This is a genomic window from Inquilinus limosus DSM 16000, assembly GCF_000423185.1.
GTDB lineage: Bacteria > Pseudomonadota > Alphaproteobacteria > DSM-16000 > Inquilinaceae > Inquilinus > Inquilinus limosus.
Genome location: NZ_KE383989.1, coordinates 103,742 through 128,963, shown reverse-complemented (window position 1 = coordinate 128,963; position 25,222 = coordinate 103,742). Strand labels below are relative to the sequence as shown.

The following is a 25,222-nucleotide window of genomic DNA, read 5'->3' as shown; positions in this document are numbered from 1 at the left end:
GAGGACCGCGAGAACCACGCCATCGACGCGCTGCGCTATGCTCTCGAGGGGCAGAGGAAGCAGTACGGCAGCTACGACAGCAGCCTGAAATGGGTAGGGACGGGGTTGTGGTGAGGGGCGGGGGCCTCGATCGCGACGCCTGTCCGTTGCGGACTTTTCATCCTCCCCCTCCTCCCGCGGGACGGCATCTACACATCGTCGAGCGGTATCGGCGAGCATGCGAACAGGTTACCTCTCCCGCTTGCGGGAGAGGTCGGAACCGCGTCAGCGGTTCCGGGTGAGGGCCTCTTCGATCCGCAAGAGCACGCCTTCGAGACTTTGCAGAACGTCGTTGTTCCAGAAGCGCAGAACCATGAAGCCTTCGGCCTCCAGGGCGGCGGTGCGCCGCGCATCGCGAGCCGGCCCGTGCTGGCTCCCGTCGACCTCGACGATCAGCATCGCTTCGAGGCAACACAGATCGGCGACATACGGGCCGACCGGGTGCTGGCGTCGGAATTTGGCTCCGGCAAGCCCGCGGTTGCGCAGATGGCGCCACAATACCCCTTCCGCCAGCGTGCTGTCCCGGCGAAGCCTGCGTGCCTGCTTGGTCCGAGCCCCTCCCTCACCCGGACATCCTGCGGATGTCCGACCTCTCCCGCAAGCGGGAGAGGCAAAGAAGACTTCGCCTCGACGGTGTGTAAATACCCTCCCGCAAGGGGAGGGGGACCCACTTTTCTCTCGGTCACAGGGCCCGATGCGCGTGCGGATGAGGCGTGTGATCCTGCACCAAACCCCGGCTCGCTTGTCGATCCGACAGACTTCCTGTCATCATCCCCGGCAACGAAAACATGAGTTCGGGGGGAGACGATGAAGCTTCACGTCCTGGCGCTGGGCCTGCTGAGCGCCGGCCTGCTGGCCTCCGCAGGGGCCGAGGCCCAGACGACGGTCAAGGTCGGCGTGCTGAACGACCGGTCCGGCGTCTATGCCGACATCACCGGCGAGGGCTCGGTGGTGGCGGCGCGGATGGCGGCGGAGGATTTCGCCGCGATCGACACATCGGTGACGGTCGAGATCGTCGCGGCCGACCACCAGAACAAGCCCGACATCGGCTCGAACATCGCCCGGCAGTGGTACGACCAGGACGGGGTCGACGCCATCCTCGACGTGCCGACCTCCTCGGTCGCGCTGGCGGTGAACCAGATCACCCGCGACAAGAACAAGGTCTTCCTCAACTCCGGCGCCGGCACCTCGGACCTGACCGGGGCGCAATGCTCGCCCAACACGGTGCACTGGACCTACGACACCTGGGCCCTGGCCCACGGCACCGCCAGCGCGCTGGTGGGAGAGGGCGACGACACCTGGTTCTTCATCACCGCCGACTACGCCTTCGGCCATGCGCTGGAGCGCGACGCCAGCGCCCTGGTCAAGGCGCAGGGCGGCTCGGTGGTCGGCTCGGTCCGCCACCCGTTCCCGGGGCAGGACTTCGCCTCCTTCCTGCTGCAGGCGCAGGCGTCGGGGGCCAAGGTGGTGGCCTTCGCCAATGCCGGCGGCGACACCATCAACGCGATCAAGCAGGCGGCGGAGTTCGGGCTGCAGGCCGGCGGGCAGAAGCTGGCCGGGCTGCTGACCACGATCCGGGACGTCAAGACCTTGGGCCTGGACGCGGCGCAGGGCCTCTTGCTGACCGAAGGCTTCTACTGGGACATGAACGACGGCACCCGCGCCTTCTCCAAGCGCTTCGCCGAGCGGATGGGCGGCAACCCGCCCAGCATGATCCAGGCCGGCGTCTATGCCGCGCTGACCCATTACCTGAAGGCGGTGGCCGCGACCAAGGGCAAGGACCCGGCCGCGGTGATGGCCTGGATGAAGGCCAATCCCAGCGACGACCCGCTGTTCGGCCAGGGCCGGATCCGCGCCGACGGCCGCCACATCCACCCGATGTACCTGTTCCAGGTCAAGACGCCGGGCGAGGCCAAGGGCGACTGGGACCTGTACAAGCTGCGCGCCACGATCCCGGCCGACCAGGCCTTCCGGCCCGAGGCCGAGGGCGGCTGCCCGCTGGTCAAGGGCTGAGGGCCGGCGCCGTCGTGATCGCCCGCAGCCTCTTGTAACTGTCATGCCCGGGCTTGACCCGGGCATCCAGAAATGTCGAAGCCGTGCTGGGTGGCCCCTGGATCCTCGGGTCAAGCCCGAGGATGACAATGAGTAAGAAAGCGGCACGGGCTTTCTGTCGGAGGGGCAATCTTGCGCTCGGAGCAATGTTCCGGTTGCCCGTCGGCGAGACGGGCCGCGATGCTCGGCCTCGTCGTCTGCCGAAGGTCCCGTCGATGATCGTCAGCCCCACCGGCCTGGCCGGCCTCGCCCTGATCGCGCTCGGCATGGTCTGCACCCCCGGGCCGAACATGATCTACCTGCTGTCGCGCTCGATCCTGCAGGGCCGGCTGGCCGGGGTGATCTCGCTGGCCGGGGTGGTGCTCGGCTTCCTCTGCTACATGCTGGCGACGGCGCTCGGCCTCACCGCCCTGATGCTGGCGGTGCCGCTGGCCTATGAGGCGGTGAAATGGGCCGGCGCGCTGTACCTGCTGTGGATGGCCTGGAACTCGGTGCGCCCCGGCGCCGGCTCGGCGCTGCAGCCGCGGCGCGACCTCAAGATCGATCGCCCGGCCAGGCTGTTCGCCATGGGCTTCCTGACCAGCCTCCTGAACCCGAAGATCGCGATCTTCTACGTCTCGCTGCTGCCGCAGTTCATCGACCCGGAGCGCGGCCGGGTGCTGGCGCAGAGCCTGGTGCTGGGCGCGACCCAGGTGGCGATCAGCTTCACCGTCAACCTGCTGATCGTGCTGGCGGCCGGCGGCATCGCATCCTGGTTCGCGGCGCGGCCGACCTGGCTGCAGGTGCAGCGCTGGGTGATGGGCAGCCTGCTGGCCGGCTTCGCCGTGCGGATGGCCTTCGACAAGCGGCCGGTCTGATCCGAAAGGCGACACCGGCGCCCCGGCCGCTATACTGCGGCCCCGACCGGCAGACGAACCCCGACAGAATGGCGACCGATTCCGAGACCAGCCCAGGCACCAGCGCGGGCATCGCCGTCGCCGCCCTGATGGCGGTCGGCTCGATGACCTCGGTCCAGCTCGGCGCCGCCCTGGCGACGCCGACGCTGGAAAGCTTCGGCCCGATGGGCACGACCTGGCTGCGGCTGGCCTGGGCGGCGCTGCTGCTGGCCCTGGTCACCCGGCCGAAGCTGCTCTCCTACAGCCGGGCGCAATGGCGCGGGGCGATCCTGCTCGGCGCGGCGATGGCCGGCATGACGCTGTGCTACTTCCAGGCCGTGATCCGCATCCCGCTGGGCCTGGCCACGGCGATCGACTTCCTCGGTCCTCTCGGCGTCGCGGCCTTCGGCATGCGCCGCGCCTGGCATGCGGTCTGGCCGGTGCTCGCCCTGGTCGGCGTGGTGCTGCTGGTGCATGACGGGTCCGACTGGACGGTCGACCCGGTCGGCGCCCTCTTCGCCCTCGGCGCCGCCTGCGGCTGGGCGGCGTATATCGTGCTGATGAAGCGGGTCGGCCAGGTGTTCCAGGGGCTGCAGGGCCTGACCATGTCCCTGGTCGTCGCCGCCCTGGTGGCCGCGCCCTGGGGGCTGGCGGAGAACGGCGGCCACATCCCGCTGCCGGTGCTGGGGATCACCATCGGCCTCGCCATCCTGGTGCCGCTGCTGCCCTATGCGCTGGAGATGATGGCGCTGCGCCGGATGCCGACCCGGCCCTTCGGCATCCTGATGAGCGCGGAGCCGGCGCTCGGCACCCTGATCGGCTTCCTCGTGCTCGGCCAGGCGCTCAGCCCCGCCCAGCTCGCCGGCATCGCCCTGGTCGTGATCGCCAGCCTGGGCGCGGTGGCGGGGGATTAGACGGACCGGAAGTCTTTTGAAGAAGCGGGGAGGGTCTCCCGAGGATCCGCGGCCGGCGCTCGCCCGCATTCGCACATCAGGCACAGATCGCGGATGGTCCGAAACAGCAGACGGCGCATCCGCTGGCGGATCCATCAATGGATCCTCTGCCATTGGCCGAATGGAGTAGCCGATTTCCGGAGGCCAAATTTGAAGCAAAGTTGCTGATGTCTTATAATAATCTATCCTGACTATCGGGATATGGCCTGCCCGTCTATCAAGACAGTGCTTCGATCAGCAGGTCGGCCGGGGAAACCGGGACTGCATTGCGGCTCCGACATCAGCGACACGCCGCAATCTCGATGCCTGATGACCAGAGGGGCTGTTGCGCTCGCTGGCCGCCACAGACGCGACTGATCAATCGGCCCTTACACATGCATAGGGGAGAGACCGAGATGATCGCAGAGCTTGCAAGCAGAGGGACTCTGCCGCCGACGGGTGTCCGGCGGCACGAGACGCAGGGTGAAACGGAGGTGTCGGTTCCACTGACTGCGACAGAGCAATTGCATTACAGGATGGCCGATGGATCCGTCTCGATCAGCGATGACCTGCGAAGCCTGTATGCTCCTGGCGACGAGCTGGACGAAGCGGCCATCTATTCGTACCTGCAGTTCGGTGCGGTTGTCCCTCCCTTCAGCCCCTGGAAAGGAATTCGGAGATTCGTTCCGGGGACCGTCACGGCTGTTTCCAACGCCGGCCCTCAAAAAATTCGCACCCAGTTCTCCCTGAGGCCTTTCCCCAGGACCTCCCCCCCGCCGAACGCCGATCGCCAAATCTCGGAAGTCGTATCAACGCTGGATCGGGTTCTGCTCGAGCATTGCGCGGGACGTCCGGTCACGATTCTGTTCAGCGGTGGGATCGACTCGGGACTCCTCGCCGCCAGGGCATCGGTTCTCGGGCTGAAGGATGTCACCCTCGTCAACTACAGCTTCGGTCCGAATGACTCGGAGTCGATGCTGGCGGAGCAAATGGCCCGTCACCTCGGGCTGAGGTTCGTGCGGGTGGAGGAGGTACGGGACGGCTCCGATGTCGCCGATGTGCTGCAGCATGCCGGCCTCTATTACCGGACTCTCTTCAGTGACCACTCGGCGGTCCCGACCTGCGCATTGGTTCGTGCGGTCATCTCGCAGTGTGATTCCAGCGGGATCGTTCTCGAGGGGACGGGAGCGGACGGAGGCTTCGGGAAATTCGACAGGGCCGTGCAATGGCAGCGTCTCCATTCATTGCCGGCTTGGGGGCGGAGACTCGGCGCCATCGCATATCGGGCGACCGGAGCCTGGAGGCGTGACAGTAAGGTCGAATATTGGCTGAGGCTTCTTCGCCGCTCGGACCAATGGCAATACCCATTTGCCACCTTTGCTCAGAATGCGCTGCTTGGAATTGCCTATCACCCCTCAAAGGACATCATCGATTCCATTGAAGAGAATCTGGTTCAATGGTTGTCTCATATGTCTTCGCCTGATCCTCGCCTGCGGCTGGTGGCTGTCGGCCTCACGCTGCTCGATGCGTCGATCGTCGCGCAGAAATCAAGATCGCTGTTCGACGAAGCATCGTTGGAGGTCGTCTATCCCTTCATCCTGCCGGACATCATCAATGTCGCGGTGGCGTCAGCTGATTGGCCCGGATCCGAAAAGGAGCCGAAGTGGATCTTGAAGGCGGCGCTGGCGCAGCACGTTCCCGCCGCGATGGTGTATCGGGCGAAGGGCGCATTCATGGCCTCGATGCCCGACAAGTTCTGGCAAAAGGCCTTCCTGGCGGCGTTCGACAAATTGCTGGACCCGCAGTCGCCGATGAGCCGCTTTGTCGACCGGAAATTCCTCCTCGGCATTCGACCGCTGCTGGCGGCGAAACGGCGGCTGCCGGCACAAACCGAGAGGTTCATATGGGGCGCGGTGTTCGGCAACGAGTGGATCGAGCAGGTCTCGACGGGCCGGTTCTGAGCTCCTGACGGCCCGGGTCACACCTTCCAGGCCGGCTTCAGCATCGGATACAGGGCGCGGAAGCGCTGGTACCTCTCAGCGTAGCGCTCCGCCAACGCCGCGTCCGGCTCGACCACATGCGCGGTCTGCGGCCGGATGCAGACGGCCTCCGGCGCCTCGCCGGTGGCGGCCAGCCGGCCGAGGCGGGCAGCGCCGAAGGCGGGGCCCAGCTCGCCGCCCGCCGGGTAGTGCAGCGGCCGGTTCAGCGCCGCCGCCAGGATCCGGCCCCAGAACTGGGACCGGGCGCCGCCGCCGATCACCGCGACCTCGCCGATCGTGGTGCCCGCCGCGGTCAGCGCCGCCTGGCCGTCGGCGAAGGCGAAGGCCACGCCTTCCAGCAGGGCGCGGACCAGTTGCGGCCGCCCGGTGGCATGGGTCAGGCCGATGAAGACGCCGGTCGCCGTCGGGTCGTTGTGCGGCGTGCGCTCGCCGGAGAGATAGGGCAGGAACAGGAGGTCGCCGATGTCGGGATCGGCGGCCTCGGCTTCGGCCAGCAGCTCCGGCTCGGTGCCGCCCAGGAGACGGGCCAGCCAGGACAGGGCCGAGGCGGCGCTGAGCACCACCGACATGCGGTGCCAGGTGCCGGGCAGGCAATGGCAGAAGGCGTGCACCGCCTGGGCCGGGTTGGGCGCGAAGCCGGCATCGGCGACGAACAGCACGCCCGAGGTGCCGAGCGACAGGAAGGCGTCGCCCGGCCGGATCACCCCGACCCCGGCGGCCCCGGCCGCGTTGTCGCCGGCGCCGCCGGCCACCACCGCATCGGCCGGCGCGCCCCAGGCAGCGGCGACCTCCGGCCGCAGCGTGCCGGTCGGCCGGCTGCCCTCGAACAGCTCGGGCATGGCCGACAGCGGGAGGCCGGTCGCCGCCAGCATGGCGTCGGACCAGCGCCGGGCAGCGACATCGAGCCACAGCGTGCCGGCGGCGTCCGACATCTCCGACGCCGCGGCGCCGGTCATGCGCAGGCGCAGATAATCCTTCGGCAGCAGCACCCGGCGGGTGCGGGCGAAGGCATCGGGCTCGTGCGCCGCCACCCACAGCAGCTTCGGCGCGGTGAAGCCGGGCATCGCCAGGTTGCCGGTGATGGTGCGCGAGCGCGGCTCGCGCCGCTCCAGCTCGGCGCATTCGGCGCCGGCGCGGCCGTCGTTCCACAGGATCGCCGGGCGGATCGGGCGATCCGCCGCATCCAAGAGGGTGGCGCCGTGCATCTGGCCGGACAGGCCGATGCCGCGCACGCCGGACAGGGCCTGGGCGTGCCGGGCCTTCAGCGCGACCACGGCCTGGTCGGTGGCGTGCCACCACTCCTCCGGATCCTGTTCGCTCCACAGCGGATGGGGGCGGGAGACGGAGAGCGGCACCGCCTCCTGGTCGACCACGCGCTGGTCGCCGTCGACCAGCACCACCTTGACCCCCGAGGTCCCGAGATCGATGCCGAGAAACATGCGCGTCCTCCCGATTCAGGGCCCCAAGCTACGGAACCCACTGGCCGGAGACAATGCGCCGGCTTATCCATGGGCCATGGATGCGCGCGCCCTCTGGATCCTCAAGCCGGGCCAAGCCCGGATCGGCACCGAGACGCTGCCCGAGCCGGGGCCCGGCGAGGTGCGGGTGCGGGCCCGTTTCGGCGCGGTCAGCCGCGGCACCGAGGCGCTGGTGTTCCAGGGCAAGGTGCCGCCGAGCCAGCACCAGGCGATGCGGGCGCCGTTGCAGGCCGGCGTGTTCCCGGGGCCGGTGAAGTACGGCTACATCAATGTCGGCCGGGTCGAGGCGGGGCCGGAGGATCTCCTGGGCCGCGAGGTGTTCTGTCTCTACCCGCACCAGACCGCCTATGTCGTGCCGGCGGCGGCGGTGACGCCGCTGCCCGACGGCCTGCCGCCCGAGCGGGCGGTGCTGGCCGCGAACATGGAGACGGCGCTGAACGTCGTCTGGGACGCGGCACCGCGGCTGGGCGACCGGATCGCGGTGGTGGGCGCCGGGGTCGTCGGGTGCCTCGTCGCCCGGCTGGCCGGGCGGATCCCGGGCTGCACGGTGACGCTGGTCGACACCGATCCCGGCCGGCAGGCGGTCGCCGCAGCGCTCGGGGTCGGCTTCGCCCTGCCGCAGGACGCGCCGGGCGACCAGGACCTGGTGATCCACGCCAGCGGCCATCCGAAGGGGGCGGCGACCGCGCTCGGCCTCCCCGGGGTCGAGGCGACGGTGGTGGAGGCCAGCTGGTACGGCGACACGCCGGTGCTGCTGCCGCTGGGCGAGGGATTCCATTCGAAGCGCCTGACCCTGCGCTCCTCGCAGGTCGGGATGGTGGCGGCGGCGCAGCGGCCGCGCTGGGACCACGCCCGGCGCATGGGGAAGGCGCTGGAGCTGCTGCTGGACCCGGCGCTGGACGTGCTGTTCAGCGGCGACTGCGATTTCGACGACCTGCCCGAGGTGCTGGCCCGGCTGGCGGCCGATCCCGCCGGCGTGCTGTGCCAGCGCATCCGCTATCCGGAGGATTAACCTGCCTTTCTCACTCCCCTTGCGTCCTGCGCCGGTTCAAAATGCCGACGGGGCAGGAGAGCGGCGCAGCGCGATGCCTTTGCATCAGGCAAGCCGTTCGACGCACCCTGTCGGCATTTTCAACCGGCCCGAAGGGTCGCCTTGCGGCGGCCGCCTGCGGGAGCGGGCCGCTCAACCGTATTCCCGATACGCTTTTCGCGTCCCGCCCCGCATCCGACTCGCCGCAAGGCGACGCAGGATGCAAGGGGAGTGAGAAAGGCAGGTTAAGCATGTACACGGTCTCGGTCCGCGACCACTTCATGATCGCCCACAGCTTCCGCGGCGCGGTGTTCGGCCCGGCGCAGAAGCTGCACGGCGCTACCTATGTGGTCGACCTGGCCTTCCGCCGGGCGGAGCTGGACGCCGACGGCATCGTCGTCGACATCGGCTTGGCCTCGGCGGCGCTGAAGGCGGTGATGGACGAGCTGAACTACCGCAACCTCGACGACGAACCGGCCTTCGCCGGGCGCAACACCACGACCGAGGTGCTGGCCCGCACCATCTTCGACCGCGTCGCCACGCGGATCGCGGCGGGCGAGCTGGGGCCGGGCGCCGCCGGGATCGAGAGCCTCGCCGTGACCCTGCACGAATCCCATGTCGCCTGGGCCTCCTATGAGGGCCGGCTGGCGCGATGAGCATCGCCTTCCTGCTGCCGGGCGACCCGGAGTCGCGCACCGGCGGCTACATCTACGACAAGCGCATCATCGAAGGTCTGCGGGGTCTCGGCCGGCGGGTGGCGCTGTGCCGGCTGGGGGATGGCTTCCCCTTTCCGAACGAGGCCGAGGTAGCGGAGGCCGCCGCGGTGCTGCGGGACCTGCCGGACAATGCCCTGACCGTGGTCGACGGGCTAGCCTTCAGCGCGCTGCCGCAGCAGATGGCGGCCGCAGCCGCGCGGCTGCGGCTGGTGGCGCTGATCCATCATCCGCTGGCCTTCGAGCAGGGCTTGAACGCGGCGCGGCGGCAGGCGCTGGAGACCAGCGAGCGTCAGTCGCTCGCGACCGCGCGCCGGGTGATCGTCACCAGCCCGGGCACCGCCCGTGACCTGCATCGCTACGGCGTCGAGGCGGCGCGCATCGGCGTGGTGCTGCCCGGCACCGACCCGACGCCGCCGGCGCAGGGCTCGGGCGAAGCGGCGCCGGTGCTGCTCTGCGTCGCCACGCTGACGCCGCGCAAGGGCTATCTCGACCTGGTCGCCGCGCTGCAGCGGCTGGCCGGCCTGTCCTGGCGCTTGGTCTGCGCCGGCAGCCTGGAGCGGGACGCGCCCCATGCCGCGGCGGTGCTGACCGCGGTCGAGGAGGCCGGCCTGTCCGACCGCATCCGCTTCCTCGGCGAGATCGACGAGCCGGCGCTGCTGCGGCATTACGATGGCGCCGACCTGTTCGTGCTGCCCTCGCATCACGAGGGCTACGGCATGGCCCTGGCCGAGGCCTCCGCACGCGGCCTGCCGATCGTCAGCACCACCGGCGGGGCGATCCCGGACACGGTGCCGCCCGATGCCGGGATCCTGGTGCCGCCGGGCGATGTCGACGCGCTGACTGAGGCGCTGCGCCGGCTGCTGACCGATCCGGGCGCGCGGCTGCGGATGCGTGAGGCCGGCCTGGCGGCGCGCGCCCGCCTGCCCGGCTGGCCGGCCCAGGCCGCGGCCTTCGCGCATGAGCTGGACCTGGTCGGCTAAGCCCGGAGGCCTCTGAAACCGGCTCCAGCCCTTCTTCGTCATGGCCACGCCCCTGCGGGGCTCGCCATGACGGTTATGGGTCAGACCGGCCCTGCTGTTCCCCGCAAATCGAAGTCGAACAGCACATCGCTGCCCATGGCGTAGGTGCGGCAGGGCGGCCGCAGCGCCTGGTCGAGATGGGAGATCTCCGGCAGCCGAAGGCCGCCCTTGCCGGAGCCGATGATCAGCGGCGCCACCGCGACATGCAGCCGGTCCAGCACCCCGGCGGCGAGGAAGCGGGAGACGGTGGTGCCGCCGCCCTCGATCAGCACCCGGCGCAGCCCGCGCGCCGCCAACGCAGTCAGCACCGCGGCGGGCGACAGGTCGTCGAGGCCGACGATCTCGGCCCTGCCGGCCGGGCGGTCGGCGCGGTCGGCGGCGCAGAGCAGCAGAGTCGGCGCGGCGCCGTCGGTGAACAGGCCGCGGCGGTCGTCGAGCCGGCGGTCGGGGTCCAGCACCACCCGTACCGGGTTCGGCCCGTCGACCCGGCGCGTGGTCAGCCGCGGATCGTCATGGGCCACCGTGCCGGCGCCGACCAGCACGGCATCGGCCAGCGCCCGCAGCCGGTGCAGATGGTCGAGGTTGCAGGGGCCGGTCACGTATTGCGACTGGCCGCAGCCGGTGGCGATGTGGCCGTCGATGCTCTGGCCGAGATGGGCCAGGGCGAAGCGGCCCTCGGCCTCGGCGAAGGGGCGCAGCAACTCGATCCGGTCGCGTGCCACGGCATCGGCCGGCAGCGGCGCTTCGGGCCGGCCGGCACGCCGGTCGAGCAGCCAGATCCAGGCGGTGTCCATCATACCTCCGCCCGCGCATAGAGGTCGCCGGAGCGGTCCCCCGGCGATCGAGTCAACAACCAGGCCCGCATTTCGTGCCCGCTGCGCCAGCCCGGCCACAGGAAGCGGCCGGTCTCGCCGATCGAGACCTGGAAACGGTAGTGGCCCAGCGCCTCGATCCGGTCGAGCGCGGCCAGGGCGGCCGGCAGCGCCGCCGGGACATATTCGATGGACAGGCAGGGCAGGGGGTGGGGCAGGCCCATCAGCACCTCGGCCTCGAAGCCCTCGACGTCGATCTTGCAGAAGGCGGGGACGCCGAAGCGGGCGATCAGCGCGTCCAGCGTCGTCACCGGCACCTCGACCCGCCGGTCCCAGCGGATCGCGGCGAAGCCGTCCGCCTTCGACACCGCCTCGATCCAGTCCTTCGACAGGCTGGCGACGGTCGGGGTGCGGCTGCTGAGATGCAGGGTGGCGGTGCCGGCGGCGGCGCCAACCGCGCTCTCGACCAGGGTGGTGCCGGGATGGCCGCGGAAGCTGCGGCGCAGCAGCCGGGCAAAATCGGGCTGCGGCTCCACCGCCACCACCCGGGCGCCGAGACCGGCCCAGCACAGGCTGCGGTTGCCGACATGGGCGCCGATGTCGAAGCAGAGATCGCCGGGCCGGATCAGCGCCGAGAAGAAACGGCGGAAGCGGGCGGTGCGGCCGGGGATGCCGCGATAGACGGCGAGGGACCGGACGATACCGGCGGCGCGGGCGAGGGGGATCATGCCGGCACGCGCCGTCGCCGCCACAGCCAGACGATGTCGCGGCCGAAGGACCAGCACAGCAGCGCCAGCGCCCCTGCCGCCAGGGCCGCGGCGGCGGCGGGCGGCACGGGCGGCGCCAGGCAGGCTGTCAGCGCCAGGATCTGGATCACGCAGACGGCCTTGCGGGCGACGCTGTCCGGCACCGGCGCGCGTAGCCAGGTCCAGGCGGCGCCGGCCAGAACATAGAGGTAGCGCATCGCCCCGATCAGCAGCACCCAGGGCCCGACCTTGTCCCATTGCCAGGCCAGCACCGACAGGACGAGGACGAAGAAGGCGTCGGCCTCCATGTCGAATCGGGCGCCGAAGCGGGAGGCGAGGCCGCTGCGCCGCGCCGCCCAGCCGTCGACGCCGTCCAGCGCCAGCGCCAGCGTGGCGAATCCTGCGATCAGCCATAGACAGTCCTCGTCCGGCGCGGCCGTGCCCATCAGCGCGGCCAGGAGGCAGATCAGCACGATGCGCGCCAGCGTCACCGTGTTCGCCGGGCCGAAGCGGCGATGTGGGGCATGGGCGGCGAGGCCGGCCAGGACCAGCGTGGCGATGCCGCAGTACAGCAGCCCGGCGCGCACTGCGAAAAAAGCGCCGAGCGCGGGATCGGCGGCGAGGGGCAGCGCGAGGGCGGCGAGCGCGACCGCCCCCGCCGCCAGCAGCCACCGCGCCTGCCGCTGCAGGGCGCCGCGAAGATCGGTCTCGTCGCGCATGATCCTCCCGCCGGTCGACGCCATCATCCTACGCGACTCTTCGGCCAAACCGTGACCCCGGTCACAGTCCGGCTCTGGACATTCGCGCGGCCGGCTTGCTCTATGGCGCAAACGGGGTTGCCGGGACTGGTTCAGCCATGGCCGAGAGAAAGCGTCCGCTCGTCATCGTCACCCGCAAGCTGCCGGATGTCATCGAGACCCGGATGATGGAGCTGTTCGAGACCCGGCTGAACCACGACGACGTGGCGATGGACCGGGAACAGCTGGTCGCCGCGATGCGCGAGGCCGACGTTCTGGTTCCGACCGTCACCGACCGGATCGACGCCGACCTCCTGGCCCAGTCCGGGCCGCAGCTGAAGCTGATCGCCAGCTTCGGCACCGGCGTCGACCATATCGACCTTTCCGCCGCCAAGGCGCGCGGGCTGACCGTGACCAACACCCCCGGCGTCCTGACCGAGGACACGGCCGACATGACCATGGCCCTGATCCTGGCCGTGGCCCGCCGGCTGGCGGAGGGAGAACGGCTGGTCCGCGCCGGGCAATGGACCGGCTGGAGCCCGACCGGCATGCTCGGCGCCCGTCTCGGCGGCAAGCGGCTCGGCATCGTCGGCATGGGCCGGATCGGCCAGGCGGTGGCGCGGCGGGCCCGCGCCTTCGGCCTGTCGGTGCACTACCACAACCGCAACCGGGTGCATCCGGAGGTGGAGGCCGAGCTGGACGCCACCTACTGGCCCAGCCTGGACCAGATGCTGTCGCGGATGGACATCGTCTCGGTCAACTGCCCGCGCACGCCGGCAACCTACCATCTGCTGTCGCCCCGGCGGCTGAAGCTGATGCGCCGCGACGCGCTGATCGTGAACACCTCGCGCGGCGAGGTGATCGACGAGGACGCGCTGGCGCAGATGCTGAAGCAGGGTGAGCTGGGCGGCGCCGGGCTCGACGTGTTCGAGCGCGAGCCGAACGTCAACCCGAAGCTCCTGAAGCTGCCTAACGTCGTGCTGCTGCCGCATATGGGCTCGGCCACCCTCGAGGGCCGCATCGACATGGGCCAGAAGGTGATCGTCAACATCCGCAGCTTCGTCGACGGCCATGTACCGCCCGACCGGGTGCTGGAGACGGAGTTTTAGGAGCCGCCCCCTCTCACTGTCATTGCCGGGCTTGACCCCATAGGCGCTAAGATAGGCGGATAGCTGTTGCCGCCAACGTCTTTGCAGCTCTCGCTGATGCTGTTTGCCTCTCCCGCCGGACGCGGGAGAGGCAATCGCTTGGTGCCAGTCGATATAGGAACCCGCCCTATCTTAGCGCCTATGGGGCTTGACCCGGCAATCCAGAGAGCGTCGACATTCCTCTGGATGCCCGGGTCAAGCCCGGGCATGACAGAAAAGGGGAGAGGGAAGACCCTCAGCCCTGCTTCACCGTCTGGTGCAGTGACGCGATGGTCTGGGCGTCCAGCCTCAGCGCCAAGGCCAGCTGCTTCAGGAACCGGCTCTCCTCCGGCGAATCCATGGTCACGGTCAGGAGCGCCGCGGTATAGATCTGCGCCGCCTCCTGCGGGCCGCTGACTCCGGCCGCCAGCTCTTCCGGTGTCGCCGGGTTGCGCAGCTCGTTCTCCAGGAAGGCGCGCTCCTCCGAATCGCCCTCGCCGAGATGGCCCTGGATCGCCGTGGCCTCGGCCTCGTCGATGGTGCCGTCGGCCGCCGCCGCGGCGATCATGGTGCGGACGATCCGGTGCGCGGTGCCCTGCCCGACCAGATGCGCCGCCTGGCCCCCGCCGCCGACCGAATCGGCCATGTCGAGGAATCCGCCGCCGGCCCCGGAGGACGGGGTGGTGGGCGTGATGGCCGGCGCGTCGTCGATGGTCGGCGACGGCGCTGCGGCGGCACCCCCGCCGCGATTCTGCAGCGCCTGCATGGCGATCGCGGCGATGATCGCCATCAGCCCGCCGCCGAGGCCTCCACCAAGACCGCCACCGCGGCTCTGGCCGCCGCCGAGACCGCCGAGAATGCTGCCGAGCCCGCCCAGGCCGCCACCGGAGGAACCGCCGCCGCCCAGGCTCTCCAGCAGCCCGCCCAAGCCGCCGCCCGATCTGCCGGACGGCGCGGCGCCCATGCCGCCCCCGCCCAGCACTTGGCTGAGGATGCCGCCGAGGTCGAGGCCGCCGGCCCCGCCGCCGCCCGCGGCCCGGCCCATGCCGCCCTGCGCCAACGCACCCAAGAGCTTGTCGAGATCCATCGTCTCTCTCCCCGGTTCGCGGCGACGGCCCTGCCTGCCGGCCGTCGCGCCGTGATGCCGGCCGCGGGATGCGGCTAGGGGCAAGTTTGCCGGAACGGGAGATGTTCGGCGAGGTCTTCGATGCCGGCCTCGACCGCGCGGGTCTCGCGGGCCAGGAAATCGGCCACGGCGCGGCGGAAGCCGGGGTCGCGGATCCAATGGGCGCTGTAGGTGCGGACCGGGCGGTAGCCGCGCATCACCTTGTGCTCGCCCTGCGCCCCGGCCTCGACCCGCTTCAACCCGCGGGCGATGGCGAAGTCGATCGCCTGGTAGTAGCAGGCCTCGAAATGCAGGAAGGGATAGTCGCGGCCGTCGCAGCCCCAGTTGCGGCCGTAGATCGTGTCGCTGCCGATCAGGTTCAGGGCGCCGGCGATCCAGCGGCCGTCCTTCTCCGCCATCACCAGGGCGATGCGGTCGGCCATGGTCTCGCCGATCCGGGCGAAGAAGTCCCGGGTCAGGTACGGGTCGCCCCATTTCCGGTCGCTGGTGTTGCGGTAGAAGCGGAAGAAGGCGTCCCAGTGCTGGGGCTTGAGGTCGTCGCCGGTCAGCGCGGTCAGGCGGATGCCGCCCTCGACCGCGCGCTGCCGTTCCTTGCGGATGTCCTTGCGGCGGCGGCTGTTCAGCGTGGCCAGGAAGTCGTCGAAGCTGCCGTAGCCCTCGTTCTCCCAGTGATACTGCTCACCGATCCGCTGCAGCCAGCCGGCCTCGCCGAAGCGCGACCAGTCGGCTTCGGTCGGAAAGGTGACGTGCAGCGACGATACCTTGTGCGCCAGCGCCGCCTGCTCGAGGCCGCGGATCAGCAGCTCGGCGGTCGCCGCCGGGGCGCCGGGGCGGACCAGCAGGCGCCGGCCGGTGACCGGGGTGAAGGGCACCGCCGACTGCAGCTTCGGGTAGTAGCGGCCGCCCGCCTGCTCATAGGCGCGGGCCCAGCTGTGGTCGAAGACGTACTCGCCGTAGGAATGGACCTTGAGGTAGAGCGGCACGGCGCCGAGCAGGCGGCCGTCCGGCTCCTCCAGCACCAGATGCTGCGGCAGCCAGCCGGTCTCGGCGGTGGCCGAGCCGCTCTCCTCCAGCGCCGAGAGGAAGGCGTGGGAGAGGAACGGGTTGTCCGGCCCGGCGCAGGCGTCCCAGGCGGAAGCGTCGATCGCGGTGATGTCGGAGACCAGCTTGAGGCTTGCCTCGGGGATGCCGTCGGGCATGGGGCCGCTCTCTCGCATGTGCGAAAACCCTAATCTGGGCTCGGCGCCGGGCGGGAGCAAGCACCGAGGCCGGCTCTCCGCGCGACAATCGGGCGCTGGCCGTCAGCCCGGCACGGTCCCGGGCGGCAGGGCGGCGGCATGGGCGGCGATGGCGCCGGCGGTGGTAATCCAGACCGAATCGCGCCGGGCGGCGATATGGGCCAGGGCGCGGCGCAGCTGGCGCAGCCGGTAGGGCTGGCCGACGATGTAGGGATGCAGCGCCACGCCCATCACCAGGGCCTGGCCGTGCGATTGCTGCTCCAGCATCTCGTCAAACTGGCCGATCACCATGTCGGCGAAGGCGTCGGCGTTCATCTTACGCGCCACGATGGCCGGGATGTCGTTCAGCTCCTGCGGATAGGGCACCGACAGGATGCGGCCGCCGCGGGTGCACATCCACACCGGCTGGTCGTCATGGCACCAGTCCAGCAGGTAATCGTAGCCCGCCTCCCGCAGCAGGTCGGGAGTGCGGTGGCTCTGCGAGATCCAGGGGCCGAGCCAGCCTTTCGGCGGCGAGCCGGCGTGGCGGGCGATGGCCTCGGTGGCGCGGCGGATCAGCGCCGCCTCCTCGGCCTCGGGCAAGATGCCCTGGCGCTCTGAATTGCTGTGGCCGTGGCCGACGATCTCGTCGCCGCGGGCCTGGAAGGCGGCCGGCAGCTCCGGGCAATGGTCGTAGATCGACGCATTGACGATGACGGAGCAGGGCAGGGCCAGGCTGTCGAACAGTTCCAAGAGGCGCCAGGCGCCGACCCGGTTGCCATAGTCGCGCCAAGCGTAGTTCAGCACGTCCGGCTGCGGCCCGCCGGGTGCCAGCTCGGCGCCCAGCCCCTCGCCGAAGGCGAAATGCTCGAGATTGAGGCCGAGATAGACGGCGAGACGGGTCCCGTCCGGCCAGGCATAGCCCGGCCGGCGGGTGATCGCGCTGTAGTCGTAGCGGCCATGGCCGGCGAGCGGCCCCGCGGGCGTGCCGGCCATCGGGCGGGATCAGGCGAGGCCGGGGCGGGTGGCGAAGGGCGCCTCGGTCTTGGCCCGGATCTCGTCGACGGTGACGCCGTCGGCGACCTCGATCAGGGTCAGGCCTTGCGGCCCGATCTCGAACACGCCGAGCTCGGTGATCACGAGATCGACCACGGCCTTGCCGGTCAGCGGCAGGTCGCACTGGTTCAGCAGCTTCGGCGCGCCGTCCTTGGCGTTGTGCTCCATGATCACGACGACGCGCTTGACGCCGGCGACCAGGTCCATCGCCCCGCCCATCCCCTTCACCATCTTGCCGGGGATCATCCAGTTGGCGAGGTCGCCCTCCTTCGACACCTGCATGGCGCCGAGGATCGACAGGTCGATATGGCCGCCGCGGATCATGGCGAACGAGTCGGCCGAGCTGAAATAGCTCGACTGCGGCAGCTCGGTGATCGTCTGCTTGCCGGCGTTGATCAGGTCCGGGTCCTCCTCGCCCTCGTAAGGGAAGGGGCCCATGCCCAGCATGCCGTTCTCGCTCTGCAGCGTCACGGTGATGCCGTCGGGGATGTAGTTCGCCACCAGCGTCGGGATGCCGATGCCGAGATTGACGTAGAAGCCGTCCTGCAGCTCGCGGGCGGCGCGGGCGGCCATCTGCTCACGGGTCCAGGGCATGGTGCTCTCCCTCTCCTCAGGCGGCCCGCGGCCGGGTGGTTCGCTGCTCGATGCGCTTCTCGTAGTCCTTGCCCTGAAGGATGCGCTTCACATAGATGCCCGGGGTGTGGATCTGGTTCGGGTCCAGCCCGCCGACATCGACCAGCTCCTCGACCTCGGCGACCGTGACCTTGGCCGCGGTGGCCATCATCGGGTTGAAGTTCCGCGCCGTCTTCCGGTAGATCAGGTTGCCCTCGGCGTCGCCCTTCCAGGCCTTGACGATGGCCAGGTCGGCGAACAGCCCGCGCTCCATGACGTATTCGGCGCCGTCGAACTCCCGCACCTCCTTGCCCTCGGCGACGATGGTGCCGACGCCGGTCTTGGTGAAGAAGGCGGGAATGCCGGCGCCGCCGGCGCGGATGCGCTCGGCCAGCGTGCCCTGCGGGTTGAACTCCAGCTCCAGCTGGCCGGACAGGTACTGCTGCGCGAACAGCTTGTTCTCGCCGACATAGGACGAGATCATCTTCTTGATCTGGCCGCGCTCGAGCAGCTTGCCGAGGCCGACGCCGTCGATGCCGCAATTGTTCGAGATCACCGTCAGGCCCTTCACGCCGCTCTCGGCGATGGCGTCGATCAGCTTCTCGGGGATGCCGCAGAGGCCGAAGCCGCCGGCCATGATCGTCATCCCGTCGCGGAGCACGCCGGCCAGGGCGGCCGTCGCATCCGGATAGACCTTCTTCATCCCGTCCCTCCCGTTGGGCATCAGCTGGGCGCCGAGGGACTAAAGCGGGGCGGCGGGCGGGAGTCAATCGAGGCCGCGCCGCACCCGGGCCGGCTTGCGGCAGGGGGCCGTGACCGATCCGGAGCTGCGACGAAGGTCGTATCTGTGACACCAATCCTGCCGGATGATTCTTACGATCATCTGTGACAAGCTGTGGCTTTGTTGCGCATCGAAGGACGCCGGCTGAAGCGTCCCACGCGCCCAACAGGGGAGGTTTCAATGACCATCCATGATCGGGAGCCCACGCCGCCCGTCGCGGCATCGAAGCGGTCGCGCCGCCGGTTCCTGAGCGGAGCGGCCGTGGCCGCGGCGGCGACCGTCGCCGCGCCGGCCATCGTCAAGGCGCAGGGGCCGGTGCATATGCGCTGGCAGAGCACCTGGCCCTCGAAGGACATCTTCCACGAATTCGCGCAGGACTTCGCCAAGAAGGTCAACGACATGACCGGCGGCGACCTCAGCATCGAGGTGCTGCCGGCCGGTGCCGTGGTGCCGGCCTTCGGCCTGCTCGACGCCGTGTCGCAGGGCACGCTCGACGGCGGCCATGGCGTGGTCGCCTACCACTATGGGAAGCAGGCGGCGCTCGCGCTCTGGGGATCCGGCCCCGGCTTCGGGATGGACGCCAACATGCTGATGGCCTGGCACAAATACGGCGGCGGCAAGGAGCTGCTGGAGAAGCTCTACGCCTCGATCGGCGCCAATGTCGTCTCGTTCCTCTACGGGCCGATGCCGACCCAGCCGCTCGGCTGGTTCAAGAGGCCGGTGGCCAAGGCCGAGGACCTGCAGGGCCTGAAGTTCCGCACCGTCGGCATCTCGATCGACGTCTTCACCGGCCTCGGGGCCTCGGTCAATGCTCTGCCGGGCGGCGAGATCGTCTCGGCGCTGGACCGCGGCCTGCTCGACGCCGCCGAGTTCAACAACGCCTCCTCCGACCGCGTGCTCGGCTTCCCCGACGTCTCCAAGATCTGCATGCTGCAGAGCTATCACCAGAACGCCGAGCAGTTCGAGGTCCTGTTCAACAAGACCAAATACGACGCGCTGCCCGAGAAGGTGAAGGCCATCATCGCCAACGCCGCCGAGGCGGCCTCGCAGGACATGCAGTGGAAGGCGATCGATCGCTACTCCAAGGATTACCTGGAGATGCAGAGCAAGGACGGCGTCAAGTTCTACAAGACGCCGGAAGCGATCCTGAAGCGGCAGCTCGAGGTCTATGACGAGGTGGTGAAGAAGAAGGTGGGGGAGAACCCGCTGTTCGGGGAAGTCATTCAGTCCCAGATCGCCTTCGCCCAGCGGGCGACGCGGTGGGAGCAGGACACCGTCGTCAACCGGCGGCTGGCCTTCGACCACTATTTCGGAGCGAACGCGGCGGCGAGCAAGCTCTGACCCCGCAGCGGAGCCGGCGCGGCGCCGTCCGGACTCGTCCGACGGCGCCGCGCCCCGTCCCGATCCCTCCGGCAGCGGGCTGCAGCGCATGAGCCTCCAGCGTCTCCTGCACTTGGTCGACGGCGTCAGCACCTGGGTCGGCAAGGCCGCCGCTTGGCTGATCATCGGGCTGATGGCGCTGATCTGCGTCGAGGTCTTCAAGCGCTACATCCTGAACGCGCCGACGGCGTGGATCTTCGACGCCAGCAACATGTTCTACGGCACTCTGTTCATGCTGGCCGGGGCCTACACCCTGGCCCAGAACGGCCATGTCCGCGGCGACTTCCTGTACGGCTCGATGCGGCCGCGGACGCAGGCGGCGTTCGACCTGGTGCTCTACATCCTGTTCTTCCTGCCCGGCATCGCCGCCCTGATCTACGCCGGCTACAGCTATGCCGAGCTGTCCTGGCGGATCAACGAGCACTCGACCGTCACCGCGGAAGGGCCGCCGATCTACCATTTCAAGGCGATGATCCCGGTCGCCGGGGCGCTGGTGATGCTTCAGGGGCTGGCCGAGATCCTGCGCTGCGTCGCCTGCCTGCGGACCGGCGAATGGCCCAGCCGGCTCAAGGATGTCACCGAGATCGACGTGGTCGAGGAGCAGCTGGCGCACAGCGAGCATGTGGACGAGGCGACGCGCCGGGACGCGATCGAGCGCGCGCAGAAGATCGACGAGGCGGCGCGCCAGCGCGGGGCGGGGGGAGATCTGCAGACATGAGCGAAGGGGCGCTCGGACTCACGATGCTCGGGCTCATCGTGGTCGTCATCATGATGGGCTTCCCGACGGCCTTCACGCTGATGGGCCTCGGCATGTTCTTCGGCTTCTACGCCTTCTACGACCCGTCCGAGCCGTGGTGGGACAACCGGGTCTTCGACCTGATGGTCCAGCGCACCTACGGGGCGATGACCAACGACGTCCTGGTCTCGATCCCGCTCTTCGTGCTGATGGGCTATGTGATGGAGCGCGGGGCGCTGGTGGACAAGATGTTCTACAGCATCCAGCTCTCGGCCCGCCGGGTGCCGGCCTCGCTCGCCGTCGCCACCCTGATCGTCTGCACCTTCTGGGGCATTGCCAGCGGCCTGGTCGGCGCCGTGGTGGTGCTGATGGGGGTGATCGCCCTCAACCCGATGCTGCGCGCCGGCTACGACGTCCGGCTCGCCTCCGGCGTGATCACCGCCGGCGGCACGCTGGGCATCCTGATCCCGCCCTCGGTGATGATCATCGTCTACGCCGCGGTGGCGGGGCAGTCGGTGGTCAAGCTCTACGCCGCGGCGATGTTCCCGGGGTTCTTCCTGGCCCTCCTGTACCTCCTCTACATCGTCGGCTGGGCGCTGCTGCAGCCGAAGGTCGCGCCGCGCCTGCCGGAGGAGCAGACCCGCGTGCCGGTGCCGGGCTGGATGCGGGCCTTCCAGGATGCGTATTCGCGCAACATGCTGGTCGGGCTGGCCAAGGCGCTGGTCTCGCCGTCCCGGGCGGTCGCGCTCGACACCGGGAACGGCCGCCTCGGCTATGGCCGCCTCGCCGGCAACTTCGCCACCGCGCTGGTGCCGCTGGCGCTGACGGCGCTGACCCTCGGGGCGGCCTGGTGGTACGTCGTGATCTACCCGCAGGCCTCGGCCGAGGCGGAGGCGTTGCCGGAGGGGCTGGAGCAGCTGGGCGCGCCGGTCGCCACCGACGCGCCGGCGACCGGCGCGGAGGCCGGAGCGGGCACCGGCTTCTACATCGCCTTCGGCCTGATCGCCGCGGCCGCGGCGGTGGTGCTGTTCCGCTACTACCGGCGCATGACCGCCGAACGCTTCGAGATGCTGAAGCTGCTGGCGTCGTCGGTCATGCCGCTCGCCATCCTCACCGTGGTGGTGCTGGCGGTGATCCTGTTCGGGATCACCACCGCCACCGAATCCGCAGCGGTCGGCGCCGCCGGCGCCTTCCTGCTGGCGTTCCAGGCCCGGACCCTGAACTGGAAGCGGACCAAGGAGGCGGTGTTCCTGACCGCCAAGACCACCGCCATGGTGTGCTGGCTGTTCGTCGGCTCGGCGCTGTTCTCCGCCGTCTTCGCCCTGCTGGGCGGTCAGGCGCTGATCGAGCGCTGGGTGCTGTCGCTCGACCTGTCGCCGGTCCAGTTCATGATCCTGTCGCAGGCGATCATCTTCCTGCTCGGCTGGCCGCTGGAATGGACCGAGATCATCATCATCTTCGTGCCGATCTTCCTGCCGCTGCTGAAGCATTTCAGCATCGACCCGGTGCTGTGGGGCGTGCTGGTCTTCGTCAACCTGCAGGCGGCGTTCCTGTCGCCGCCGGTGGCGATGTCGGCCTTCTACCTGAAGGGCGTGGCGCCGCCGCACGTCACCATCAACCAGATCTTCGCCGGGATGATGCCGTACATGCTGGTCGTGATCCTGTGCATGGTGCTGATGTACATCTGGCCCGGCATCACGCTGTGGCTGCCGGAGTATCTGTACGGCAACTGATGGCCGTCTCGCCCGACCCGTACTCCAATTCGTCATGGCGAGCCCGAAGGGGCGTGGCCCATCCAGGGTCGCTCGCACCGGCCCCTGGATGGCCACGTCGCTGCGCTCCTCGCCATGACGCGGAATGGGTGGAGGGGCCGGTCCAAAGACGCCGGCCTCAGATCTCCAGATGCGAGCCCAGCTCGACCGCGCGGTTGGCCGGGATGCGGAAGAACTCGGTGGCGCTCAGCGCGTTGTTCGACATCAGGATGAACAGCCACTCCTGCCAGGGCGGCAGCTCCGGCCGCGACGACGGCACGAAATACTCCCGGCTCATGAAGAAGGAGGTGTCGGCCATGTTGAAGCCGAGGCCCTTGGCGGCGCAGGCGGCCAGCGCCCGCGGGATGTCCGGCTGCTGCTGGAAGCCGTAGCGCACGATCACGGTGTAGAAGCCGTCGCCGAGATCCTTGATCTCGATGCGCTGCTCGTCGTCGACCCGCGGCTCGTCCGTGGTCTCGACCTTCAGCAGCACCACGCGCTCGTGGATGATCTTGTTGTGCTTCAGGTTGTGCAGCAGGGCGAAGGGCACGACGCCAACATTGCCGGTCATGAAGATGCCGGTGCCGGGCACCCGGTGCGCCCGCTTGTACATCTTGCCCTCGACGAACGTCGCGAGCGGGATGGCGTCGCGGTAGCGGCGGCGGTACAGGATCTCGCGGCCCTTGCGCCAGACCCACATCAGCGTCGTCAGCACCACCGCCAGCACCAGCGGGAACCAGCCGCCGTGCAGGATCTTGATGGTGTTGGCGCCGAAGAAGGCGAGGTCGATGAACAGGAACAGGGCGAACAGCGGCAGCGCGGTCCAGCGGCTCCAGCCCCAGCGGTGGCGGGCGACGAGATACGCCAGCACGCTGGTCACCGCCATGGTGCCGGTCACCGCGATGCCGTAGGCCCCGGCCAGGGCGCTGGAGGAGCCGAAGCCGACCACCAGGATGACGACCATGGCGTAGAGCGACCAGTTAACGCGGGAGATGTAGATCTGGCCCTTCTCCTCAGCCGAGGTGTGGCGGATCTCCAGCCGCGGCATGTAGCCCAGCTGGGCCGCCTGCTGGCTGACCGAGAAGGCGCCGGAGATCACGGCCTGGGAGGCGATCACCGTGGCCATGGTGGCCAGGACCACCATCGGGTACAGGCCCCAGGACGGCGCCAGCAGGTAGAAGGGCGATTCGATCGCCGCGGGGTTCTGGATCAGCAGCGCCCCCTGACCGAAATAGTTCAGCAGCAGGGCCGGCCAGACGAAGCCGAGCCAGGCGATGCGGATCGGGCCGCGGCCGAAATGGCCCATATCGGCGTAGAGGGCTTCGCCGCCGGTGACCGCCAGCACCACCGAGCCGAGCACGACGATCGCGGCCCAGGGATGGGTGACGAACAGCTCGACCGCATGGTTCGGCCAGATCGCCGCCAGCACGTCGGGGCGGTTCACGATCTGGGCCGCGCCGAGCAGGCCGATGGTCAGGAACCACAGGCACATGATCGGGCCGAAGGCCGAGCCGACCTTGGCCGTGCCATGGGCCTGGACCATGAAGATCAGGGTCAGGATGACGATGGTCAGCGGCAGGATGTAGGGATCGAACAGGGGGGTCGCGATCCCCAGCCCTTCGACCGCGCTGAGCACCGAGATCGCCGGGGTGATGACGCCGTCGCCGTAGAACAGCGCCGCGCCGATGATGCCGAGCAGGACGATGAACTGGCCCCATTTCGCCCCCCGGCGCGACCGGAAGGCCAGCGCCGTGAGGGCCAGGACGCCGCCTTCACCGCGGTTGTCGGCGCGCATCACGAAGGAGACGTATTTGACCGTGATGATCAGCGTCGTCGCCCAGAAGATCAGCGACAGCACGCCCAGCACCGCACCCTCCGAGACGCCGGGCGCCCCCGGATGGGTGAAGCATTCGCGGATGGTGTAGAGCGGGCTGGTGCCGATATCCCCGTACACGACGCCGATGACGCCGAGCAGCTTGGGAGCGAGCGATTGGCCGTCGCGCGAGTCGGTTGCGATGGTCGTCATCGCGCCTTCCTAGTCGGATGGCGCGCCGTCGACAACCCGGCCGTTGCTGGCATGCTCAAGGCCCCCTCCGCTACGTTGAGCCGAGGGTGCGGGGATCGCAGCCCCGAGGCAAGCCCCGGCTGCGATCCGCCTGCTCTCAGATGCAGCGGCCGCCGTCGACCTCGAGCGCCACGCCGGTGACCATCGACGCCTCGTCGGAGGACAGGTAGAGGGCGGCGTTGGCGATGTCCTCGGGCGTGCTCATGCGGCCGAGCGGGATGGTCGCCAGGAACTGGGCCCGCCGCTCCGGCGTGTCGTCGCCGAGGAAGGTCGAGGTCAGGCCGGTCTGGCCCAGCACCGGGCACAGGCAGTTGACGCGGATTTTCGGCGCCAGCTCGACCGCCATCGACTTGGTGGCGGTGATCACCGCCCCCTTCGAGGCGTTGTACCAGGTCAGGCCGGGCCGCGGCCGGATGCCGGCGGTCGAGGCGATGTTGAGGATCGAGCCGCCCTTGGCCGAGAGATGCGGCGCGGCGTGCCGCACCGACAGGAAGATCGCCTTCACATTGACCGCGAAGATGCGGTCGAACTCGTCCTCGGTGACCTCGGCCATCGGCTTGTTGCGATGGGTGTAGCCGGCGTTGTTGACGACGATGTCGAGCCCGCCGAAGGCCTCGACCGCGGTGGCGACGGCGACCGCGGTGTCGGCGTCGCGCGACACGTCGGTTCGGACGAAGCGGGCGGCGCCCGGCCGCTCCTCGTTCAGCGCAGCGGCCACCGCCTCGCCGGCCTCGGCCGACAGATCGGCGACCAGCACGCTGGCGCCTTCCCGCACGAAGCGCTCGGCGATGCCCTTGCCGAAGCCTGACGCCGCGCCGGTGACGATGGCCACCTTGCCTTCGAGCCGCATGCCCTGTCCCTCTTGCCTGTCCTGATCGCGTGGTGGTCGTGTCGCGGGCGGCGCGCCGCCGAGTGGCGGGCGCCCGGCCCGCCGT

23 protein-coding genes are annotated in these 25,222 nt (G+C 69.6%); 11 read left to right on the top strand and 12 right to left on the bottom strand.

Features of this window, described 5'->3' with window-relative positions:
- Nucleotides 1–264: 264 nt before the first annotated feature.
- On the bottom strand, nt 265–735 hold the full coding sequence (locus G537_RS45710; RefSeq protein ID WP_081689269.1) for an endonuclease domain-containing protein: 471 nt from the start codon (nt 733–735) through the stop codon (nt 265–267).
- A 111-nt stretch (nt 736–846) separates the two neighbouring features.
- Between G537_RS45710 and G537_RS0135630 the strand changes: the two genes are divergently transcribed.
- The 4 genes from G537_RS0135630 to G537_RS0135615 all read left to right on the top strand — a co-directional run bounded on the left by G537_RS0135630 (nt 847) and on the right by G537_RS0135615 (nt 5,859).
- Nucleotides 847–2,052: an ABC transporter substrate-binding protein gene (locus tag G537_RS0135630; RefSeq protein ID WP_026874093.1), complete on the top strand. Its 1,206-nt coding sequence runs from the start codon at nt 847–849 to the stop codon at nt 2,050–2,052.
- Nucleotides 2,053–2,306: 254 nt separating this feature from the next.
- Nucleotides 2,307–2,948, top strand: coding sequence for a LysE family translocator (locus G537_RS0135625; protein ID WP_034854126.1), 642 nt, complete (start codon nt 2,307–2,309; stop codon nt 2,946–2,948).
- A 68-nt stretch (nt 2,949–3,016) separates the two neighbouring features.
- The gene (locus G537_RS0135620) at nt 3,017–3,880 is read left to right on the top strand and encodes an EamA family transporter (RefSeq protein WP_026874091.1); all 864 of its coding nucleotides are present in this window, start codon (nt 3,017–3,019) and stop codon (nt 3,878–3,880) included.
- Nucleotides 3,881–4,314: 434 nt separating this feature from the next.
- Nucleotides 4,315–5,859, top strand: coding sequence for an asparagine synthase-related protein (locus tag G537_RS0135615; protein ID WP_026874090.1), 1,545 nt, complete (start codon nt 4,315–4,317; stop codon nt 5,857–5,859).
- A gap of 17 nt (nt 5,860–5,876) precedes the next feature.
- Here the strand turns inward: G537_RS0135615 and xylB are convergent, their stop codons facing one another.
- Nucleotides 5,877–7,337 carry a xylulokinase gene (xylB, locus tag G537_RS0135610; RefSeq protein ID WP_026874089.1) on the bottom strand — a complete coding sequence of 487 codons (1,461 nt, stop codon included), beginning with the start codon at nt 7,335–7,337 and terminating at the stop codon, nt 5,877–5,879.
- A gap of 76 nt (nt 7,338–7,413) precedes the next feature.
- On the opposite strand from xylB, the gene G537_RS0135605 reads away from it, so the two are divergent.
- The 3 genes from G537_RS0135605 (at nt 7,414) to G537_RS0135595 (ending at nt 10,102) form a co-directional block, all read left to right on the top strand.
- A complete protein-coding gene (locus tag G537_RS0135605) occupies nt 7,414–8,388 on the top strand; it encodes a zinc-dependent alcohol dehydrogenase (protein ID WP_026874088.1) in 975 nt (324 codons plus the stop codon).
- A gap of 269 nt (nt 8,389–8,657) precedes the next feature.
- Nucleotides 8,658–9,062 carry a 6-pyruvoyl trahydropterin synthase family protein gene (locus G537_RS0135600; protein ID WP_026874087.1) on the top strand — a complete coding sequence of 135 codons (405 nt, stop codon included), beginning with the start codon at nt 8,658–8,660 and terminating at the stop codon, nt 9,060–9,062.
- Nucleotides 9,059–10,102, top strand: coding sequence for a glycosyltransferase family 4 protein (locus G537_RS0135595; protein ID WP_026874086.1), 1,044 nt, complete (start codon nt 9,059–9,061; stop codon nt 10,100–10,102). The genes G537_RS0135600 and G537_RS0135595 overlap by 4 nt, the downstream gene beginning before the upstream one ends.
- Before the next feature lie 80 nt (nt 10,103–10,182).
- Here G537_RS0135595 and G537_RS0135590 read toward each other — a convergent pair whose 3' ends face one another.
- The 3 genes from G537_RS0135590 to G537_RS0135580 are packed head-to-tail and all read right to left on the bottom strand — an operon-like array spanning nt 10,183 to nt 12,418.
- Nucleotides 10,183–10,935: a RibD family protein gene (locus G537_RS0135590; RefSeq protein WP_211230624.1), complete on the bottom strand. Its 753-nt coding sequence runs from the start codon at nt 10,933–10,935 to the stop codon at nt 10,183–10,185.
- Nucleotides 10,935–11,681 (bottom strand): FkbM family methyltransferase, encoded by a 747-nt coding sequence (locus tag G537_RS0135585; RefSeq protein WP_026874084.1) that lies wholly within the window; start codon nt 11,679–11,681, stop codon nt 10,935–10,937. Before G537_RS0135585 ends, G537_RS0135590 begins: the two co-directional genes overlap by 1 nt.
- The gene (locus G537_RS0135580) at nt 11,678–12,418 is read right to left on the bottom strand and encodes a CDP-alcohol phosphatidyltransferase family protein (protein WP_051249535.1); all 741 of its coding nucleotides are present in this window, start codon (nt 12,416–12,418) and stop codon (nt 11,678–11,680) included. The genes G537_RS0135585 and G537_RS0135580 overlap by 4 nt, the downstream gene beginning before the upstream one ends.
- A gap of 137 nt (nt 12,419–12,555) precedes the next feature.
- On the opposite strand from G537_RS0135580, the gene G537_RS0135575 reads away from it, so the two are divergent.
- On the top strand, nt 12,556–13,545 hold the full coding sequence (locus G537_RS0135575) for a 2-hydroxyacid dehydrogenase (protein ID WP_026874082.1): 990 nt from the start codon (nt 12,556–12,558) through the stop codon (nt 13,543–13,545).
- A 274-nt stretch (nt 13,546–13,819) separates the two neighbouring features.
- Here the strand turns inward: G537_RS0135575 and G537_RS0135570 are convergent, their stop codons facing one another.
- The 5 genes from G537_RS0135570 to G537_RS0135550 form a co-directional block, all read right to left on the bottom strand.
- Nucleotides 13,820–14,650: a DUF533 domain-containing protein gene (locus G537_RS0135570; RefSeq protein WP_026874081.1), complete on the bottom strand. Its 831-nt coding sequence runs from the start codon at nt 14,648–14,650 to the stop codon at nt 13,820–13,822.
- A 74-nt stretch (nt 14,651–14,724) separates the two neighbouring features.
- Nucleotides 14,725–15,888 carry a GNAT family N-acetyltransferase gene (locus G537_RS0135565; RefSeq protein ID WP_026874080.1) on the bottom strand — a complete coding sequence of 388 codons (1,164 nt, stop codon included), beginning with the start codon at nt 15,886–15,888 and terminating at the stop codon, nt 14,725–14,727.
- Between the two features lie 102 nt (nt 15,889–15,990).
- Complete coding sequence (locus G537_RS41745; RefSeq protein WP_034854124.1) at nt 15,991–16,902, bottom strand: polysaccharide deacetylase family protein; 912 nt, start codon at nt 16,900–16,902, stop codon at nt 15,991–15,993.
- Between the two features lie 9 nt (nt 16,903–16,911).
- Nucleotides 16,912–17,556 carry a CoA transferase subunit B gene (locus G537_RS0135555; RefSeq protein ID WP_026874079.1) on the bottom strand — a complete coding sequence of 215 codons (645 nt, stop codon included), beginning with the start codon at nt 17,554–17,556 and terminating at the stop codon, nt 16,912–16,914.
- 16 nt (nt 17,557–17,572) lie between these two features.
- Entirely contained in the window at nt 17,573–18,277 is a 705-nt protein-coding gene (locus G537_RS0135550) for a CoA transferase subunit A (protein WP_026874078.1), read from the bottom strand.
- A gap of 258 nt (nt 18,278–18,535) precedes the next feature.
- Here G537_RS0135550 and G537_RS0135545 point away from each other — a divergent pair, with 258 nt between their 5' ends.
- From G537_RS0135545 to G537_RS0135535, 3 genes are all read left to right on the top strand, one after another.
- Nucleotides 18,536–19,696 carry a TRAP transporter substrate-binding protein gene (locus G537_RS0135545; protein ID WP_026874077.1) on the top strand — a complete coding sequence of 387 codons (1,161 nt, stop codon included), beginning with the start codon at nt 18,536–18,538 and terminating at the stop codon, nt 19,694–19,696.
- A gap of 88 nt (nt 19,697–19,784) precedes the next feature.
- On the top strand, nt 19,785–20,453 hold the full coding sequence (locus G537_RS0135540; RefSeq protein ID WP_034854122.1) for a TRAP transporter small permease subunit: 669 nt from the start codon (nt 19,785–19,787) through the stop codon (nt 20,451–20,453).
- Nucleotides 20,450–22,204 carry a TRAP transporter large permease gene (locus tag G537_RS0135535; protein WP_026874075.1) on the top strand — a complete coding sequence of 585 codons (1,755 nt, stop codon included), beginning with the start codon at nt 20,450–20,452 and terminating at the stop codon, nt 22,202–22,204. Before G537_RS0135540 ends, G537_RS0135535 begins: the two co-directional genes overlap by 4 nt.
- Nucleotides 22,205–22,361: 157 nt before the next feature.
- On the opposite strand, the gene G537_RS0135530 is transcribed toward G537_RS0135535, so the two are convergent.
- Both G537_RS0135530 and G537_RS0135525 read right to left on the bottom strand, forming a co-directional pair.
- Entirely contained in the window at nt 22,362–24,248 is a 1,887-nt protein-coding gene (locus G537_RS0135530) for a potassium transporter Kup (RefSeq protein WP_026874074.1), read from the bottom strand.
- Between the two features lie 136 nt (nt 24,249–24,384).
- Complete coding sequence (locus G537_RS0135525; protein WP_026874073.1) at nt 24,385–25,137, bottom strand: glucose 1-dehydrogenase; 753 nt, start codon at nt 25,135–25,137, stop codon at nt 24,385–24,387.
- Nucleotides 25,138–25,222: the final 85 nt, after the last annotated feature.